This is a genomic window from Paenibacillus sp. 2KB_20 (genome assembly GCF_052115765.1).
Classification (GTDB): Bacteria; Bacillota; Bacilli; order Paenibacillales; family Paenibacillaceae; genus Paenibacillus_AQ.
This window is the reverse complement of record NZ_JBFRHH010000003.1, coordinates 405,343-423,347: the sequence shown is the minus strand read 5'-3', so window position 1 is coordinate 423,347 and position 18,005 is coordinate 405,343. Positions and strand designations below refer to the sequence as shown.

Genomic DNA, 18,005 nt, shown 5'->3' with positions numbered 1-18,005 from the left:
TCATGTACCGGAGGGTATGAGATGACTTATAAAGATTCCAGTAAACCCATTACGGAAAGAGTGGAACATCTTCTTGGCCTGATGAACCTGAAGGAAAAGGTTGGGCAGCTGATTCAGCCGTTCGGCTGGAAGACCTATGAAGTGAATAAAGGTCGGATTACATTAACGGATTCATTTAAAGAGCAAGTGAAAAATGGCGGCGTCGGATCCCTTTACGGGACCCTGCGCGCCGATCCATGGACCGGTGTAACACTTGAGACCGGTCTTTCTCCGCGTGAAGGAGCAGAAGCCGTCAATCACATCCAGCGGTACGCCATTGAGGAATCACGTCTGGGTATTCCGATTCTGATCGGAGAGGAATGCTCACATGGGCACATGGCCATCGGCGGCACGGTTTTCCCGGTCCCGCTGTCCATTGGAAGCACATGGAACGTGGATTTGTACCGGGATATGTGCCGTGCCGTGGCGCTCGAAACGCGCAGCCAAGGCGGTGCCGTCACCTATTCCCCGGTCCTCGACGTCGTGCGCGATCCAAGATGGGGCCGTACCGAGGAATGCTTCGGCGAAGATCCATACCTGATCAGCGAATATGCGGTCGCATCGGTTGAAGGCCTTCAAGGCGATTCATTGGACAGCCCGAACAGTGTTGCTGCGACATTGAAGCATTTTGTGGGTTATGGGAGTTCCGAAGGCGGGAGAAATGCGGGTCCCGTGCATATGGGAACACGTGAATTGATGGAAGTGGATATGCTGCCTTTCAAGAAAGCCGTGGAGGCAGGAGCTGCATCCATTATGCCGGCCTATAATGAAATTGACGGTGTGCCTTGCACCGTTAATACCGAGCTCCTTGACGGCATTCTCCGCAAGGAGTGGGGTTTTGACGGCATGGTAATTACCGACTGCGGTGCCATCGATATGCTGGCCAGCGGCCATGATACTGCTGAAGACGGAATGGATGCCGCTGTTGAGGCGCTTCGTGCCGGTATCGATATGGAGATGTCAGGCGAGATGTTCGGCAAGCATCTCCTGAACGCGATCGAGTTAAACAAGCTTGAGATTGCCGTACTGGATGAGGCCGTTCGCCGAGTATTGACCTTGAAGTTCAAGCTCGGATTATTCGAGAAGCCATACGTGGATCCGCAGGTAGCGGAGGAAGTTATCGGCAGCCAGCAGCATGTCGAACTTGCCAGACAGCTTGCGGCGGAAGGCATCGTCCTGATCAAGAATGAAGGCCAGGCGCTGCCGTTATCCAACGAAAGCGGCGTGATTGCCGTCATTGGACCTAACGCCGATCAAGGATACAATCAGCTTGGAGATTATACGTCTCCGCAGCCGCCGGCAAGCGTGACCACCGTACTGGGTGGAATCCGCGCGAAACTGGAGGATGAAGCTGAACGTGTATTATATGCACCGGGCTGCCGCATTAAGGATGACTCCAGGGAAGGCTTTGAATTCGCACTAGCTTGTGCGGATCAGGCCGATACCGTGGTCATGGTACTGGGTGGTTCCAGCGCACGCGACTTTGGCGAGGGCACGATCGATTTGCGCACAGGGGCATCGAAGGTTACAGACGACGCTTTAAGTGACATGGATTGCGGTGAAGGCATCGACCGAATGACGCTGCAGTTATCCGGCGTTCAATTGGAATTGGCTCAGGAGATTCATAAGCTTGGCAAGCGGATGATCGTTGTGTATATCAACGGTCGGCCCATTGCGGAGCCGTGGATCGACGAGCATGCGGATGCCATCTTGGAAGCATGGTATCCGGGCCAGGAGGGCGGTCATGCGGTAGCGGACATTTTGTTCGGCGATGTGAATCCGTCCGGTAAACTGACGATGTCGATACCGAAGCATGTCGGACAGCTTCCGGTTTACTATAACGGCAAGCGGTCGCGCGGTAAGCGTTACCTCGAAGAGGATTCCCAGCCGCGTTATCCGTTCGGATACGGGCTCAGCTATACCGAGTTCAGTTATTCGGATATTCAAATTACCCCAGAAGTAATCAGAACGGGCGAAACGGCTGTTGTCTCCGTGAATGTTACAAATAGCGGCGACAGGGAAGGATCCGAGGTTGTACAATTGTATGTGAGCGATGTGGCCAGCAAATATACGAGACCGGCCCGTGAGCTGAAGGGCTTCCGCAAAATCTCTCTGCAGCCTGGAGAGCGGAGCAAGGTGGAATTTACCATCGGTGCGGAACAGCTTCAATATATCGGTCAAAATTACAAGCAAGTGGTTGAACCTGGCTTGTTCCGTATCATGGTTGGCAGACATGTGAACGATACGCTGAGTGCAGATCTGACTGTACAGGAGGGTTAAGGAATGGAGCGCATTCGACGTTTTATACGCGAACTTTCGGAGCGGCAGTGGCTTGAGTCAGTAGAGCTTGGAGAGTGGAACATTACCCGAGCCACGTACATGGTTCCGGGCGTGTATGAAGATAAAGCCCCTTATACGGAAGGACAAGACTTCAACCGATTCCCGAGCACACAGGGGACAACCTATTTCTTTCGGAGGAACCTTGAATGGCCCACGCACTGGGTGGACGGAGCGGTCGGACTTGTGTTCCACTCCGGGGGCGAGGGCTTACTGCGCATAAACGGAGTATCTTATCAGGGTTTGGATCGTAATCATACCTTCGTCAAGCTTGATCCGAAACGCACCGGCTTGAATATGGAGCTTGAGATCGAGTTGTACGATCCGATTCCGGAGCCGGTGGACCCGCTGAATCAGCAGGCTGTCATTCAGCCTCCGATTACTAAGGTGCAAAGCTTGCTTGTCAAGGTGAACGTGTCCGTTCAGAGCCTGATGTACACCGCGACCGTGATTCGGGATTCACTTATCCTGTTGCCGGATAGCGATATGCGGCGCATCCGCTTAATGGAGGTGCTGTATCAGGCGATGGACCGCTTTGTCAGCCTGGATGACGCCGCCATCCGGGAGGGCGCTCAGGTAACCGGGATTGAGCATGATCTGAAACGGAGCGTTGCTGCCATTGGCGGCCATACTGAAGGCACGGAGCATATGGTGGGTCAATCGCATATTGACATCGCTTGGCTGTGGCCCGTCCGGGAAACCGTACGTAAAACAAGCCGGACCTTCTCCACCATGGATGCGCTGATGAATGAATATCCCGAATTTAAGTACGCGCAGAGCCAGCCTTTGCTATACCAATTCCTGAAGGATCATGATCCTGAGCTGTACGAGAGAGTGAAGGATAGAATCAAGGAAGGACGCTGGGAGCTTGTCGGCGGGATGTGGGTCGAACCGGACCTGAACATTCCGAGCGGGGAGTCCCTCATGCGTCAATTGCTATACGGGCAAGGCTTCTATCAAGAAGAGTTTGGCCGGACATCGCATATTGAATGGCTGCCGGATACATTCGGATATTGTGCATCACTGCCTCAGATCTTGAAGCATGGCGGCATTCGTTATTTCATGACAACTAAGCTTGGCTGGAACGATACGAATGTGTTTCCTTATGACCTGTTCCATTGGGTTGGGATCGATGGAACACCGATGTTATCCTATCTCAATCATGGCGTGAACGAGAACACGCTGCCCAAAGATGTTCACGAGCATTGGCAGTCATACCGCCAAAGAGCCGTTCATCCGGAGCAGATGCTGCTGTATGGACACGGTGACGGCGGAGGCGGCGTAACCCGCGAAATGTTGGAATATATCGACCGTGCCGAGCTTATGGTCGGTCAACCGGCCAGCAAGTATAGCACAGCTGCCGAGTTTTTCGGCGGGATTGAGGATGCACAGCCGAAGCTGCCCCAGTGGCGCGGGGATTTGTACCTCGAGCTTCATCGCGGCACCTATACAACGCATGCGCGGAACAAGCGTCATAACCGGAAAGCGGAAATCCTGTACCGCGAGGCGGAGTTATGGAATTCGGTGGCATTTTCGTCGATGAGCAATGAGCAGCGGCAGGCGATTATGAGCGAGCTGCATGACGGCTGGAAGTTGATTTTGCTGAATCAATTTCATGATATTATCCCGGGCTCTGCCATTACGGAGTCTTACGTCACCTCTGAGAAGGAATACGCAGAGGTGTTCCAAAAAGGAAATCATAGCCTCCGTCTCGGGCTTCAGGTATTGGCGGATCAGGCCGATACAGAAGGGGAAGGCATTCCGTATGTCGTCTTTAATGGACTTGGATGGAGCAGAGATGCCGTCATTTCGATTGAAGCAGAGCAGGGCCTTGCGCCGTATGATTCGGATGGAACGCTGCTGCTGTACGATGCTCGAACAGAAGGAAACAGTAAAACTTCTCACCATTTGAATGTTCATGTTCAAAGCATCCCGGCTTTGGGATACAAGACCATTTGGTTGAAGCCTTTGGCAGGAAACAAGGCGGTGGCGGAGAATTCTACTACAGTGTTCGCAGATTCCTGGGAAACGGATTATTATAAGGTCAGCTTTAATGAGCGCGGGGAAATCACGAGCCTGTGGGATAAAGAGGCTCATCGGGAAGTGGTCAAGCCGGGCGAAGCCGCAAACCGCTTCCACTTCTTCCATGACCGTCCGACGCTGTGGGACGCATGGGACATCGATACCCGTTACGAGGAGCAATTAGCCGGAGAGGCGGAGCTGATCGAGAAGAAGCTCGTGCAAGCGGGTGAGGTACAGGATGTGCTGTGTTTCCGCTGGCGTATCCATAACTCGGAGATTATGCAGGACATGATTTTTTATCATCATGACCGGCGGATCGACTTCAAGACGCAAGTCAGCTGGAACGAATCACACAAACTGCTGAAAGTCGGCTTCCCAATCGGGGTCGTTGCCGATAAGGCTACGTATGAGATTCCGTTCGGGGCCATCGAGAGACCGACCCATCGCAATACAAGCTGGGAACAGGCGCAATATGAAGTCTGTGGCCACCGTTTCGCGGATGTGTCGGAGCATGGATACGGCGTCAGCCTCATCAACGACTGCAAGTACGGGTATGACATTCAGGACAGCACGATCCGGTTATCCCTGCTGCGCGCACCGAAATGGCCCGATGCCACGGCAGACTTGGGGGAGCATGAGTTCACGTATTCCTTATACCCGCATAACGGAGACTGGAGAAGTGCCGGAATCGTCCGTAAAGCTGCCGAGCTCAATCATGAGCTTCCTTGCGTAAGAACAAGTTCGAATCAGGGTACCCGGCCTGCTGTCCATTCATTTATTCCGTTAGAGAGCCATCATGTAATCCTGGATACGGTCAAACCCGCAGAAGACGGTTCAGGGTATATCCTTCGGATGTACGAATCTGCGGGAGGCAGAGATAATGCAGCACTGAGCTGGCCTTATCCTTATGAAAGCGTCCATTTATCCAACGCCTTGGAAGAAGAACTCGAACAACTGGATACCGCAGAAGGAAGGTTAACCCTTCGATTCATGCCGTATGAGATCAAAACCATCAAATTGACTACACATCATACTTAACTAAAGGAGCCAGAACAACCATGGAACAATTCAGACTCCCCAAAATACCAATGCCGGAGCTTGAGCTGCCGCAATCAATTCAGGCAGTTCTGCAAGAGGCTGAAGAAAAGCTTGCGCACCGTCCCAAGCTGCTTCAGCTGTTCAAGAACTGTTTCCCGAACACGCTGGAGACAACAACCAAACTGATGGAGGATGGCACAACATTTGTGATTACCGGTGATATCCCGGCCATGTGGCTGCGCGACTCGGTAGAACAGGTGATCCATTACATTCCGTTTGCGAAGAATGATCTGCAGCTGCAGCGGATTTTAAGCGGATTGATCAAACGCCATTTTCAATATATTCATATCGATCCTTATGCCAATGCCTTTAATGAATCGGCGAATGATTGGCATTGGAACACAACCGACGAAACTGAAATGTCCCCATGGGTGTGGGAGCGCAAATTTGAGATTGATTCGCTATGCTTCTCTGTTCGCTTGGCCTACCTGTACTGGAAGGAAACCGGCCTTACGGATGTGTTTGACGCCAACTTCAAGTCGGCTATGATCAAGATTATTGAGCTGTTTAAAACGGAACAATACCATTTCGAGAAATCGCCTTACCGTTTCACACGGGATAACGGAATTCCAACGGATTCCTTGCGTAATAACGGGCTCGGCATGCCGGTGAATTATACGGGCATGATCTGGTCCGGCTTCCGTTCAAGTGATGACGCTTGCGATTTCCACTACAATATTCCAGGCAACATGTTCGCCGTTGTCGCCCTGCGTCAAATGCAGGAATTCGCGGAATGGGTATTCCGGGATATGAAGCTGCTCGATGAACTGAAACGACTCGAAGCCGACGTGGATCACGGAATTCAGTTGTACGGCATTTACCGTCATCCGGAGTTTGGACCTATTTACGCCTATGAAACAGACGGTTACGGAAATTACTGCTTGATGGATGATGCGGGAACACCTGGATTGATGTCCATTCCTTATCTGGGTTATTGCTCTGCAGATGATCCGATCTACCAAAACACCAGACGGTTTGCGCTAAGCAAAGAAAATCCTTTCTACTACGAAGGCGCTGTTGCCAAAGGAATCGGCAGTCCGCATACGCCGCCGGATTATATCTGGCATATGGCCTTGTCCATGCAGGGAATTACGGCACAGACGGCAGAAGAGAAGCTGCAGATGATTGCATTGCTGGAAGCAACCGATGCCGATACCGGATTTATGCACGAAGGCTTCCATGCCGACGATCCGAAAGTTTTCACCAGATCTTGGTTTGCCTGGTCCAACAGCCTCTTCTCGCAATTGGTGTATCAGGCGATGAAAGCAGGGATTCTATGAGCAGTCGTCTGATTGTATTTTATGATCCGTCCTTTCCGGCAGCAGAAGCTGCCGGTTTGCCGGCTAGTGCGGCGGCTCTGAATGCATTCGTCGTTTGCCGCGCTGAGAATTTGGCTGAAGCACTGGAATCTGCAGGAGGACAGGGCGCAAGCTTTGTCAATTTGCATGCGCCTTACTTCCCGAAAAGCGCCTGGAGAGCGATCCTGGACTTTCTGAGAAATGGCGGCGGCTTGGTCAGCATTGGCGGCGCACCTTTCAAGCGTCCTGTCCGCATGGAGGACGGCGCTTGGGTGGTGGAGCACGAACAGACGGCATACCATCAGCAGCTCCACATACATGAAGTGCTGCCAGTGGACAGCGGACGCGTCGACCATTTGACTTCCAGTGACGTTATTCCCTTTATGGAGAGCAGCCGGGAGCGGTTATCCATAAACGATACGTGGAACCTGGTTCCACATGTCACCAAAAGCAGTGATTTGCCGCATCAGATGGGATCGGCCGGGCCGATGGATACGCGGATTTATCCGCTCCTTAAGGGGAGCACAGCGAAGGGAAGAGAAGTCGCGGCTCCTGTCGTTCTGTGGGAAAATGTCGGCGGGCCGTTCTTGGGCGGACGCTGGCTGTTTGTGAATCAGCCTCTCTCTGCTTCATTCTGGGAACAGGATGGAGGCGAAGAGGTGCGCAGCTGGGCGGCATTCTGTGCGAAGGGGATTACCGAGCTGTGGATCAAGCCGAATTATGCGACCTACGAGTCTGGCGAGCGTGCGATCCTGACCCTGCAGGCACAACGGCTTGGCCGGAAACTTTCCGAACAAGAGCCGCAGAGCTGGACGTTCCGCATCTCCGTCCAACACGACCAAGATGAATCCTTATCATGGAATCATTCCGAGAAGGTGGATGTGACCGGACAATTTCATGTACAGCGCATTCCGGTTATGCTGGATATCAAGCCGGGGTCTTATCGGGTGGTGTGTGAAGCCGAAGGGCCGGATGGAGAAATCCGCAGGCTGAGACAAGGGTTCTGGGGAGCGGATTCCGAGCTTTTGCAGGCGGGTACGCCTGTAACCTGCAATCGGGATTACTTCATCAAGGATGGTCGCCCACTGCCTGTTGTCGGGATGACTTACATGACGTCCGATGTAGCGCGTAAGTTCCTGTTCCTTCCGAATACGGATGTGTGGGATCGCGATATGGCGCAAATGCGGGGTGCGGGCATCAATTGGATTCGTACCGGGATCTGGACCGCGTACCGCAATATTATGCAGGTGGACGGGCATGCATCAGAAGAGGTTTTGCGTTCGATTGACGCCTTCCTGTTAACGGCGAAGAAGCATGATTTGCAGGTAACATTCACGTTCTTCTCCTTCACGCCGGAGACTTGGGAAGGCCAAAATCCTTACCTCGATCCGCGAAGCGTGGAAGCGCAGAAGCGTTTCATACGTTCCATCATTAGTAGACATAAAGATACGAAGAATGTGGACTGGGATCTGATTAACGAGCCATCCATGTTCGATCCGCCGCAGATTTTCTCGGACGGCCCGCGTTCCGCGAAGGATCCGTTTGAGAAACAAGCTTATATCGAATGGCTGAAAAAGCGTCATGGTTCGATTGAGCGTCTGCAGGAACGTTGGAATATGACAGCGGATCAGCTGCCGGGTTTTGACTCCGTGGTTCCGCCGGAACCTCAAGTCATTAATTTTGATGTTCAAGACATGCATCAAGGGAAAAAAGGCACACAATGGCTCGATTATGTACTGTTCTCGATGGACATGCATAACCGCTGGGCCAAGGAGTTATATGACGATATCAAAGAGGTATGCCCTGATCATATGGTTACCGTTGGACAGGACGAGGCCCTTGGGGCACAGCGTCCATCTCCGTTCTTCTATGCCGAAGCCGTAGACTATACGACGGTTCACTCCTGGTGGTTCAACGACTATTTAATCTGGGACGGCATATTTGCCAAAACGCCGGATAAACCGAACCTGATTCAGGAAACAGGCATCATGTACGTGGAGACACCGGATGGCCGGGCGAAGCGAAGCGAAGCCGAGCTTCGGAATCTGCTGGAGCGCAAGTATGCTTACGCCTTCTCCACAGGAGGCGCTGGAGCCATTCATTGGATCTGGAACACGAATTTCTACATGGATAATGCCAATGAATCGCATATCGGAGCTGTCCGCGCTGACGGCACGGAGAAACCGGAAGCGGATGTGTCGTATGATTTCGGTGCCTTCATGGAAGACATCCGGGACATGTTTAAAGGCCGGAAGCTGGAAGAAACCGCGGTCATTTTCCCTTATTCGAACGATTTCTCGAACCGGAAGCTCGCTTTTGAAGCGACGACTAAGGCGACGCGCGCGCTTGCTTACGAGCTGAACGTGCCGTTCCGTGCTGTCGGGGAGTATGATTTAAGCTCGCTGCGTAACCATCCGGTGAAATTCATCATTCTGCCGAGCGCGCACAATGTCGATGACCAGGCGTTTGCTGAGTTGATGGATATCGTGAAGGAAACGGGAGCTACATTGCTTCTGACGGGTCCAATCGGTCTGGATGCATATTGGCATCAGGTCGATCGAATGACAGAGGAGCTGGGCGAGCGGAAGCTGGCGAATGTGCGCCGGGAAGAAAGCTTGCGCATTGGGGACCGTACATGGTCTGCATCGTATGGACATCGGAAGATTGCCGAGCTGACCAAAGAAATTCCGGCAGGCAGCGGGGCGAAACCGGCCGATATGGCTGGCGATTCCATCGTGGACGTGAAGCTTGGGGCAGGACGTCTTCTCTGGAGCCCGCTTCCTGTCGAATTGAATGATCGAATCGACACCATTTCGGCTTTATATCGGTATGCATTGGAGCTATCTGCTGCCGACACAGGGCTCATCTGGAATCAAGGCGGAGAACATTCCGGCGTATATGGACGCAAGGTAACGTTTGAAGAAGGAGCACTCTTCGTATTCGGCTCGGAGCAATCGTGGGACACGAACGTCGAGGTAAAAGATCCTTCAACAGGACTCATCTATTCATTCGTGCTGGAAGCGGATCGTTCGATCTTGTTTGCAGTAGATGCAAGCGGTGACCTGTTATCGGTGTACCGCCCGGATGAGGTCGAAATCACAGTATCGAAGGGCTAACATAAGGGGGACTAAGCAGAGATGGATCAATCCAGAAAAGCACATATTATTTCGCATACTCACTGGGACCGCGAGTGGTATTTACCGTATGAAAAGCACCATGTGCGGCTGATCGAGCTCATGGACAGCTTGCTTGAGACGATGGAGAAGGACTCGGAATACCGCAGCTTTTTCCTTGATGGCCAGACGATTATTATCGAAGATTATTTGCAGGTAAGACCTGAGAAGAAAGAGCAGCTTGAGAAGCTGATCTCGGACGGACGCATCATTATCGGTCCATGGTACATTCTGCAGGATGCCTACCTCACGAGCAGTGAAGCTAACGTGAGAAATATGCAGATAGGACACCAGGATGCCGAGCGATATGGCACGGTTGCCAAAATCGGTTATTTCCCGGATACATTTGGACTTACAGGCCAAATTCCGCAGTTGATGCTGCAGTCCGGCATTGATAATGCCTTCTTCGGCCGGGGCGTAAAGCCAACGGGCTTTAACAATACCGTCTCCGACAGCGGCTATGAGTCTTCATTCTCAGAGCTGATGTGGGAAGGTCCGGACGGCTCCAAGGTGCTGGGCATCCTGTTTGCCAACTGGTACAGTAACGGTAACGAGGTTCCCGTTGATGAAGCGGAAGCGAAGGCATTCTGGGACCGCAAGCTGGCGGATGCCGAGAAGTATGCTTCCACACCTGAGCTGCTCTATATGAACGGGTGTGACCATCAGCCGATACAGACCGATCTTCCGGAAGGCATCCGTACAGCGAAGAAGCTGTATCCGGATACGGAATTCATTCATTCCAATTTTGACGATTACCTGACAGCCGTTCGGGAGAAGCTGCCGCAAGATCTTTCCTCCGTAAAAGGAGAGCTGCGCAGTCAGCGTACCGATGGATGGGGTACACTTGTGAATACCGCTTCGGCACGCGTATACCTGAAGCAGATGAACCAGCGCGGCCAGACCTTGCTGGAAAAAGTGGCCGAACCGCTTGCATCCTACGCCAGCCTGCTCGGCAAGGAGTATCCGCATCATCTGTTCACCTATGCGTGGAAGACGCTGATGCAGAATCATCCGCATGACAGCATCTGCGGCTGCAGCGTTGACGAAGTTCACCGCGAGATGGTGACCCGCTTTGAGAAAAGTGCGCACGTGGCTGAAAATATCGTGGACGATAGCGTTCGCGTCATTGCCGATGCGGTTGACACAACCGCCTTCGAACAATGGGGATCCGATCCGCTGCCGCTTGTTGTATTCAATACGACGGGATGGAGCCGCAGCGGTACGGTCAGCATTGAGCTGGACGCGAAACGCCTTTATTTCCGGGAAGGTTACTCTTTGGAGGAAACCAGCCGCCGGATGAAAGAAATTGACTTGTCCGGCCGTGTGCTGGTTAACGCTCAAGGCCAAGCTGTGCCTTGCACCGTTGAGGATCTGGGTCTTCAGTTCGGATACGATCTGCCGGATGACCGTTTCCGCCAGCCGTATATGTGCCGCCGTGTGAGACTTACCTTCGAGGCAAGCGCGATCCCAGCAATGGGCTTAACTACTTATGCTTGGGTGAAGAGCGAAGTGAAGCCTGCCGAGGTAGCATCCTTAATTAGTAAGTCCAATGTGATGGAGAATGAGCTGATCAAGATTGAGATCGCTGAGGATGGTTCCTTCTCCTTGACGGATAAAAAGAACGGACAAGTATACCGGGATCTGGGCGTCTATGAAAATACCGGAGATATCGGTAATGAATATATGTACAAACAGCCGGATGGCGAAGCAGCATTGACCACGAAGGGCCAAACCGCCCAAGTTTCGGTTCTGGAAGATACGCCTTACCGCGCATCCATTGAAATCGTTCATAACTGGTCCATTCCGGCTATGGCGGACAGCAAGCTGGATGAAGAGCAGCATGAGCTCATCTATTATCCGAACCGCAAAGCGCAAAGATCGAGCGAAATGGTGCCAATGCGCATTCGTACCGTAATCAGTCTGAACCGCAGCGGTAAAGGCGTGGAGATCGAAGCGACAATGGATAATCAAGCGAAGGATCATCGGGTGCGTGCATTGTTCCCAACGGATCTGCTGGCATCGTCCCATAACGTGGATTCCATGTTTGAAGTGGCAACTCGGGATAATGAACCTGCTGCCGAATGGGAGAATCCAAGCTATACGGCTCATCAACAGGCATTCGTTGATGTCTCGACAGCTACTGCAGGATTGACGGTAGCTAACCAGGGCTTGAATGAATATGAAGTCCTGCGTGACGGCCGGAATACCATCGCTGTTACATTGCTTCGTTCCGTAGGCGAGCTCGGTGACTGGGGGTACTTCCCTACGCCTGAAGCTCAGTGCATCGGCGTGCATACGGTACGTATGGAGGTCATTCCGCATCAGGGCGACGGCATGAAGTCAGGCGCATACGCCGAGGCTTACCAATTCCAAATCCCATGGACGGTTGCACAGACCGGTGTTCATGCCGGCGCTGTCGCATCGACTTCCGCACCGTTTGAATGGAGCCATGAAGAACTTGCATTCTCTTCCCTGAAAGTGAATCCGAAGACCGGGGATCTGATGCTGCGCTGGTTCAATATGGCAGGCACGGATACTGAGCTGAAGCTGAAATCTTCTCTACCTTCCCAGGGTGTGTATAAGAGCTCTATTCTGGAAGTAGAGGGAGCGGTTCAAAGCTTTGATGGCGATGGAAGCTTCACGCAGCCGGTTAAGCCTCACGAAATCGTAACACTGGGCGTTAAAGTTTCGGTCAAGTAAGCATTTATTATGATATAGCGCTGGGAATGTTGTTGTACATCCCGGTCCAGCAAAGCCCGATTCCGAAATTACAGGGATCGGGCTTTGCTCCTCTTGCCTAATGACAGGCAGATTCCTGAACGCTCTGAAATATATATAATGAAAAGGCTGCTCTCCCTAGGTCTTTGCGGACGGCTGGAGGGCAGCTCTTTATTGTACTCGGCTTAATTATTGATTTTTCCCTTGGTTTTGGTCTTTCTCGTAAGCAATCAGGGTGATATCTTTGCCTGTAAGCTCGGCAATCTTGGTCTCGGCGTCTTCAATCGCTTTCAAGGTACCTTCATTCCCATTGAGTGAGGCAATTTTATATTCCTCCGAATGGATGTCCATGTGAATCCCCCCTTAGATGGTTGATAACAAATATAATGATAAGTTATCCTATACAAGATGGTTACATACCTGTTATTCAAAGAATTGGAATGAACTTGAGGAATGGAGCGGAGTATGGTTCCTATACGTCCAATTTAAAAAAGCCAGACACATGAAATGTGTTTGGCTTTTTGCGTTCTTATTTTTGGATGAGGACGGGGGTACTCATTTTCACCTTGTCGTAAAGCCAGCGTACGTCTTTATTATGCATCCGTATACAACCTGCCGACACGTACTTGCCGATCGAGTTGGCGTTGTTGTTTCCATGTATGGCGTACGCGTAGCTAACTCTACCGTTCACTTTCACATTAATGCCGAGCCAGCGATCCCCAAGCGGATTGCGCGGGTCTCCTCCCTTGATGCCTTCCTTGTAGTAAGGTCTGTTCTTCACTTTTTCGTGAATTCTGAACAGGCCTTCCGGCGTATAGGAGGGTTTTTTGCCTGTAGCGACGGGAAATGTTTTTATGACCTTACCTTTTTCATAATACGTCAGTTTGTTGGTGGATTTATCAATGACGATAAACTGTGCGTACTTGGTGTACTTACTGTCCAGCTTCTGTCCGGAAGCGCCTTGGGATACGGCGGGGAAAAAGAAAACCAGCAGTAAGGTGAAGATCAGTATGCGGCTGATGCCCTTAATGATGTCCGATCACCTCTTTTCGTTCTCCCCCATATATATGCAGCTATTCGCGAATGTTGACGGAAATGTGCATAAGCCGAAAAATAGAACAAGTTGTTTTCAAAGAGAGATATAAGGGCGCGGAGGGGACATTCTATCGAATATCGGATCGTGGCTTGGTTGTACGCAAATGACCTCCTGAAGGGATTTCTTCAAGAGGGTTTTCGTGTTCATTATGGCAACCACTTGAAATCGACACTAATGTCGTTTATGATGAAATGAGTTAAAAAACGACATTTCTGTCGTTTGTATTGAGGTGAAGTTCATGGAATCGATATTGATGTTAAAGGGCGGAAAGAGGGATGACTTATGTGTCCAAGGGTTAGTGAGGAATATAAACGGGAGAAGAAGTTTGAAATATTGACTGCAGCCAGGCGTGTCTTTATCAGAAAGGGCTACACCCACACCGTGATGCAGGACATTATGGATGAAGCGGGCATGTCCCGCGGAGCCGTGTATGCGTATTTTGATAATGTGGAGCATGTGTTTATAGAGGTTCTGCGTTTTGACGACCAAGAGACGCTCGGTTTTTTTGAACCGGATCCGCAATATCCGATATGGAATCAGTTGATGGACTGGGTTCAGAAACAGCAGGGTGATATTTCGCTAATCCAGCATTCGCTTGTATTGGCCAGGGCGGAATTTTTCCTGTCTTCCTCTTATGTTCATGCCAAGAAGGAGTATCCCTATATAACTGAACGTTATCAGCTGACCGTTGAGGCCATGGGCCGGGTCATTCGGAAGGGCAAGGAGCAAGGGGAGTTTCGGCCACGATTGGAACCGGATGCCATAGCACGTTATATGATTTCGTTTCTGAACGGACTGATGCTGGATACCTTCCAACTCGGACCGACGGTGACTTGCGTGCCGGAGCAGCTGGAAACCTTTATACATTCTCTTAATGCAATGTTAAATCCGATAACACTAGAACCATGATGATGGAAAGGGTGCTTTTTGAATGCTATTTGAATCTGCTAGACTTGCTTGTCGAAAAATGACGATAAACGACGCGGAGCTGTACCATTCCTGGCGCAATGACCTAGAAGTGATGCAATCCACCAGTCCCAACCTGGATACTTATCAACTGGAGGAGACAAAGGACTTCGTTCAGCAGGTGATCCTGGGTTCTTCCTCCTCGAAGAGCTATCTGATCCAGTTGAAGGAAACCGGCAGACCGATTGGCATCATGTCATTGATTCATATCGATACCAAGAACCGGAACGCGGAATGTATCATCGACATTGGCGAAAAGACCTATTGGGGCAAGGGTTACGGCTTTGAAGCGATGACGCTTTTGCTTGATTATGCTTTTTTGGAGCTGAATCTGCACCGGGTAAGCTTGCAGGTATTTTCCTTCAACCATAACGCGATCAAACTGTATGAAAAAATCGGATTTGTCCAGGAAGGCAGCTCCAGACAGAGCTTGTACCGGAATGGCGTCTGGCATGACATCGTACACATGGGGATATTGCAGAGCGAGTATATGCGTCAAAAGGTTGATTTTCCCTCCCTTCCATAATAAGGTAGGTATGTGAAGACAATGAGGGAATGGGAGAATAATATCATGTCTGAAAATGAAGTGTTATTGATTCAAGACCTGCGCATGAAATATGATAATCGTTATGTGCTGAACGGTATCGACTTGGAAGTACGCCGCGGCGAGATGATTGGATATATCGGTCCGAACGGCGCGGGGAAGAGCACGACGGTCAAGATTATGCTTGGGCTGGTTGAGGGGTACACGGGGACAGTGCGCATATTCGGTCAGGATATTTCCGATGGGAATATCGATTATAAACGGAGAATCGGATATGTGCCTGAGGTGGCGGAATTGTACGATCAGTTAACGGCAGCCGAGTATTTGACTTTTATAGGTGAGTTGTACGGACTTACATATGATGCAGCGGATTATAAGGCGAAGCAATTAATGGATTGCTTTGACATGGAAAAGGCTTATCACTCACGGATCGCTACGTTTTCAAAAGGAATGCGGCAAAAGGTGCTGCTGATCTCGAGCCTGCTGCATGATCCTGATCTATTGTTCCTGGATGAGCCCTTAAGCGGGCTGGATGCGAACAGCGTGATGGTAGTCAAGGAAGTACTGGCCCAGCTGTCTGCCCAGGGCAAGACGATTTTTTATTCCTCACATATCATGGACGTCGTTGAGAAAATCAGCAGCCGGATCATTCTGCTCGCTGACAGCCGGGTAGTGGCGGACGGAACGTTCAAAGAATTGCAGCAGCATTCCCATGAGGGGTCCCTGGAAGAAGTGTTTAATCAGCTGACGGGGTTCCATGACCATGCCCGTATTGCAGAACGGTTCGTATCGATCGTTCGGGAGGGAAGCTGATATGGCGGGATCGGATTCATCGTTTCGGATGCTGAAGATACTGGATCGATTTCAGGGAATCATCTCGAGATTGGGTGTCGACTATAAAACGCTGCGCCGGATACTCCATGTCAAATTGTTGATGGATTCGAGGCGCGCACCCGTCATATTATCTTCTAGCAACCGGAAGAAAGAAGAGCAGGACAAGAACCTGTTTGTCAGCTCCCTCTGGCTGTATGGCTTAATCGGGCTTGTCCTGACGCCGTTTGTGTTCTGGAGCGATCCGGAATATTTAATGCCGATGAGCATCCTGTCTGCGATCCTAATGTTCCTGATTATGAGCTCCATGATTTCAGATTTCTCATCCGTTCTGCTGGATGTGCGCGACCGCAGCATTTTGATGACGAAGCCGATCGACGGTCGAACGGTCGGATTGGCGCGATCGATTCATGCAGGAATTTATTTGCTGCTGCTAACCGGAGCGCTCTCAGCAGGCTCACTGGTCGTGGGATTGATCAAGCATGGCGTGCTGTTCTTTCTGATCTATATCCTGGAGTTAATACTGATGAATATGCTCATTCTGGTGAGCACCTCCTTGGTTTATCTGTTGCTGCTCAAGTATTGGGATGGAGAGAAACTGAAGGATCTGATCAATTATGTACAGATTGGACTTTCCGCTACGCTGGCCATCGGCTATCAGTTTGTGATACGTTCCTTCGATCTGATTGATTTTCATCTGGTATTTAAGCCGGCCTGGTGGCAGATTCTGCTTCCGCCGGTGTGGTTTGCGGCTCCGTATGAGTGGTTGTTTGGCGAGGGGAGCAGGTGGCTGGCTGTTCTCTCGTTGCTGGCTATATTCGCCCCGATTGTGCTTATGATCGTCTATGTCCGTTATATTCCTTCGTTCGAGCAGCATCTGGAGAAGCTGGCTCACAGCGAAGCGGGAAAAGGGCGGGAGCGCGGGCGATTGGACAGATTCTTGGCCAAAATGGTATGCGGGTCGCGCACGGAGCAAGCTTGTTTCCGACTATCTGCCAGCATGCTGAAGAACGAGAGAGAGTTTAAACTTAAGGTGTATCCTACACTTGGGTTGTCCGTGTTATTGCCTTATTTATTCTTTGTCTCTACGATCCGTAACTCCTCATTGGCGGAAATCAGCCAGGGATCGTCGTACTATGTACTGCATAGTATGCTCATCATGATTATCACCGTCGTTATGATGCTGAAATTCTCCGGCAAACCCAAGGCCTTCTGGTTATTTGGCGCAGCCCCGATGTCAAGCATGAATCCCTTATACAAAGGGGCTTTAAAGGCTTTTGCCGTCAAAATGTTCGTGCCGCTGTTCTTTGTGAACGCGATCGTGTTTCTGATCGTATACGGTTTCCGTATTATACCGGATATTCTCATCATACTCCTTACCGGATTGGTGTTGATTCCCTTGTCAGCCAAGGCAATTCTGCGCAATCCACCGTTCTCTCAAGCGTTTAATATGGCGCAGCAGAAAGATGGCTGGTGGGTGTTGTTATTCTTTTTTGTTATTGGTGGACTTTGTGGTTTACATTATGCAAGCAGCACGATTCCTTATGGTATGTTGGCCTATATCCTCGCGCTGCTCGTTGCGAATGGCATGGCATGGACCAAGCTGTATAAGTAAATTGGGGAAGGCATCCGATTGGGTGCCTCTTCTTTTATTTTGTCAGATAATTGTATATTTGCGTTTAAAGGTGGTTGAACAAGAACGTAGGTTCGTATATAATGGAAATATAGCAAATTAACTTCCTATTTCACTCTTCACTGCATAAATCCATGATGGATTCCCCCACTTATGTATTTAATTACCTGTTGTTATGCCTTCCGGGCCTTATATAATCAACTTAGATGATGTCAGGATGTTAAATAGTAGGATCTGAGTTTATTCTGGA

11 protein-coding genes are annotated in these 18,005 nt (G+C 50.7%); 9 read left to right on the top strand and 2 right to left on the bottom strand.

What is annotated here, in order from left to right:
* The first annotated feature begins 21 nt into the window (after positions 1-21).
* From AB4124_RS11310 to AB4124_RS11290, 5 genes are read left to right on the top strand one after another with little or no spacing between them, the layout of a single operon-like run.
* Complete coding sequence (locus AB4124_RS11310) at positions 22-2,319, top strand: glycoside hydrolase family 3 N-terminal domain-containing protein (protein WP_441972887.1); 2,298 nt, start codon at positions 22-24, stop codon at positions 2,317-2,319.
* Positions 2,320-2,322: 3 nt separating this feature from the next.
* Complete coding sequence (locus AB4124_RS11305; protein ID WP_441972885.1) at positions 2,323-5,436, top strand: alpha-mannosidase; 3,114 nt, start codon at positions 2,323-2,325, stop codon at positions 5,434-5,436.
* Between the two features lie 20 nt (positions 5,437-5,456).
* A complete protein-coding gene (locus tag AB4124_RS11300; RefSeq protein WP_098742788.1) occupies positions 5,457-6,776 on the top strand; it encodes a glycoside hydrolase family 125 protein in 1,320 nt (439 codons plus the stop codon).
* Positions 6,773-9,910, top strand: coding sequence for a beta-galactosidase (locus AB4124_RS11295; RefSeq protein ID WP_441972883.1), 3,138 nt, complete (start codon positions 6,773-6,775; stop codon positions 9,908-9,910). The genes AB4124_RS11300 and AB4124_RS11295 overlap by 4 nt, the downstream gene beginning before the upstream one ends.
* 21 nt (positions 9,911-9,931) lie before the next feature.
* Complete coding sequence (locus AB4124_RS11290; RefSeq protein WP_441972881.1) at positions 9,932-12,667, top strand: alpha-mannosidase; 2,736 nt, start codon at positions 9,932-9,934, stop codon at positions 12,665-12,667.
* 207 nt (positions 12,668-12,874) lie between these two features.
* Here the strand turns inward: AB4124_RS11290 and AB4124_RS11285 are convergent, their stop codons facing one another.
* Positions 12,875-13,036 (bottom strand): hypothetical protein, encoded by a 162-nt coding sequence (locus AB4124_RS11285; protein ID WP_179090567.1) that lies wholly within the window; start codon positions 13,034-13,036, stop codon positions 12,875-12,877.
* A gap of 178 nt (positions 13,037-13,214) precedes the next feature.
* Positions 13,215-13,589 carry a L,D-transpeptidase gene (locus AB4124_RS11280; protein ID WP_256720413.1) on the bottom strand — a complete coding sequence of 125 codons (375 nt, stop codon included), beginning with the start codon at positions 13,587-13,589 and terminating at the stop codon, positions 13,215-13,217.
* 474 nt (positions 13,590-14,063) lie between these two features.
* On the opposite strand from AB4124_RS11280, the gene AB4124_RS11275 reads away from it, so the two are divergent.
* The 4 genes from AB4124_RS11275 to AB4124_RS11260 are packed head-to-tail and all read left to right on the top strand — an operon-like array spanning position 14,064 to position 17,737.
* Complete coding sequence (locus tag AB4124_RS11275; protein ID WP_076320683.1) at positions 14,064-14,690, top strand: TetR family transcriptional regulator; 627 nt, start codon at positions 14,064-14,066, stop codon at positions 14,688-14,690.
* A 22-nt stretch (positions 14,691-14,712) separates the two neighbouring features.
* A complete protein-coding gene (locus tag AB4124_RS11270) occupies positions 14,713-15,273 on the top strand; it encodes a GNAT family N-acetyltransferase (RefSeq protein WP_076320684.1) in 561 nt (186 codons plus the stop codon).
* Positions 15,274-15,318: 45 nt separating this feature from the next.
* A complete protein-coding gene (locus tag AB4124_RS11265; protein WP_076320685.1) occupies positions 15,319-16,104 on the top strand; it encodes an ABC transporter ATP-binding protein in 786 nt (261 codons plus the stop codon).
* A gap of 1 nt (position 16,105) precedes the next feature.
* On the top strand, positions 16,106-17,737 hold the full coding sequence (locus AB4124_RS11260; RefSeq protein WP_441972879.1) for a hypothetical protein: 1,632 nt from the start codon (positions 16,106-16,108) through the stop codon (positions 17,735-17,737).
* Positions 17,738-18,005: the final 268 nt, after the last annotated feature.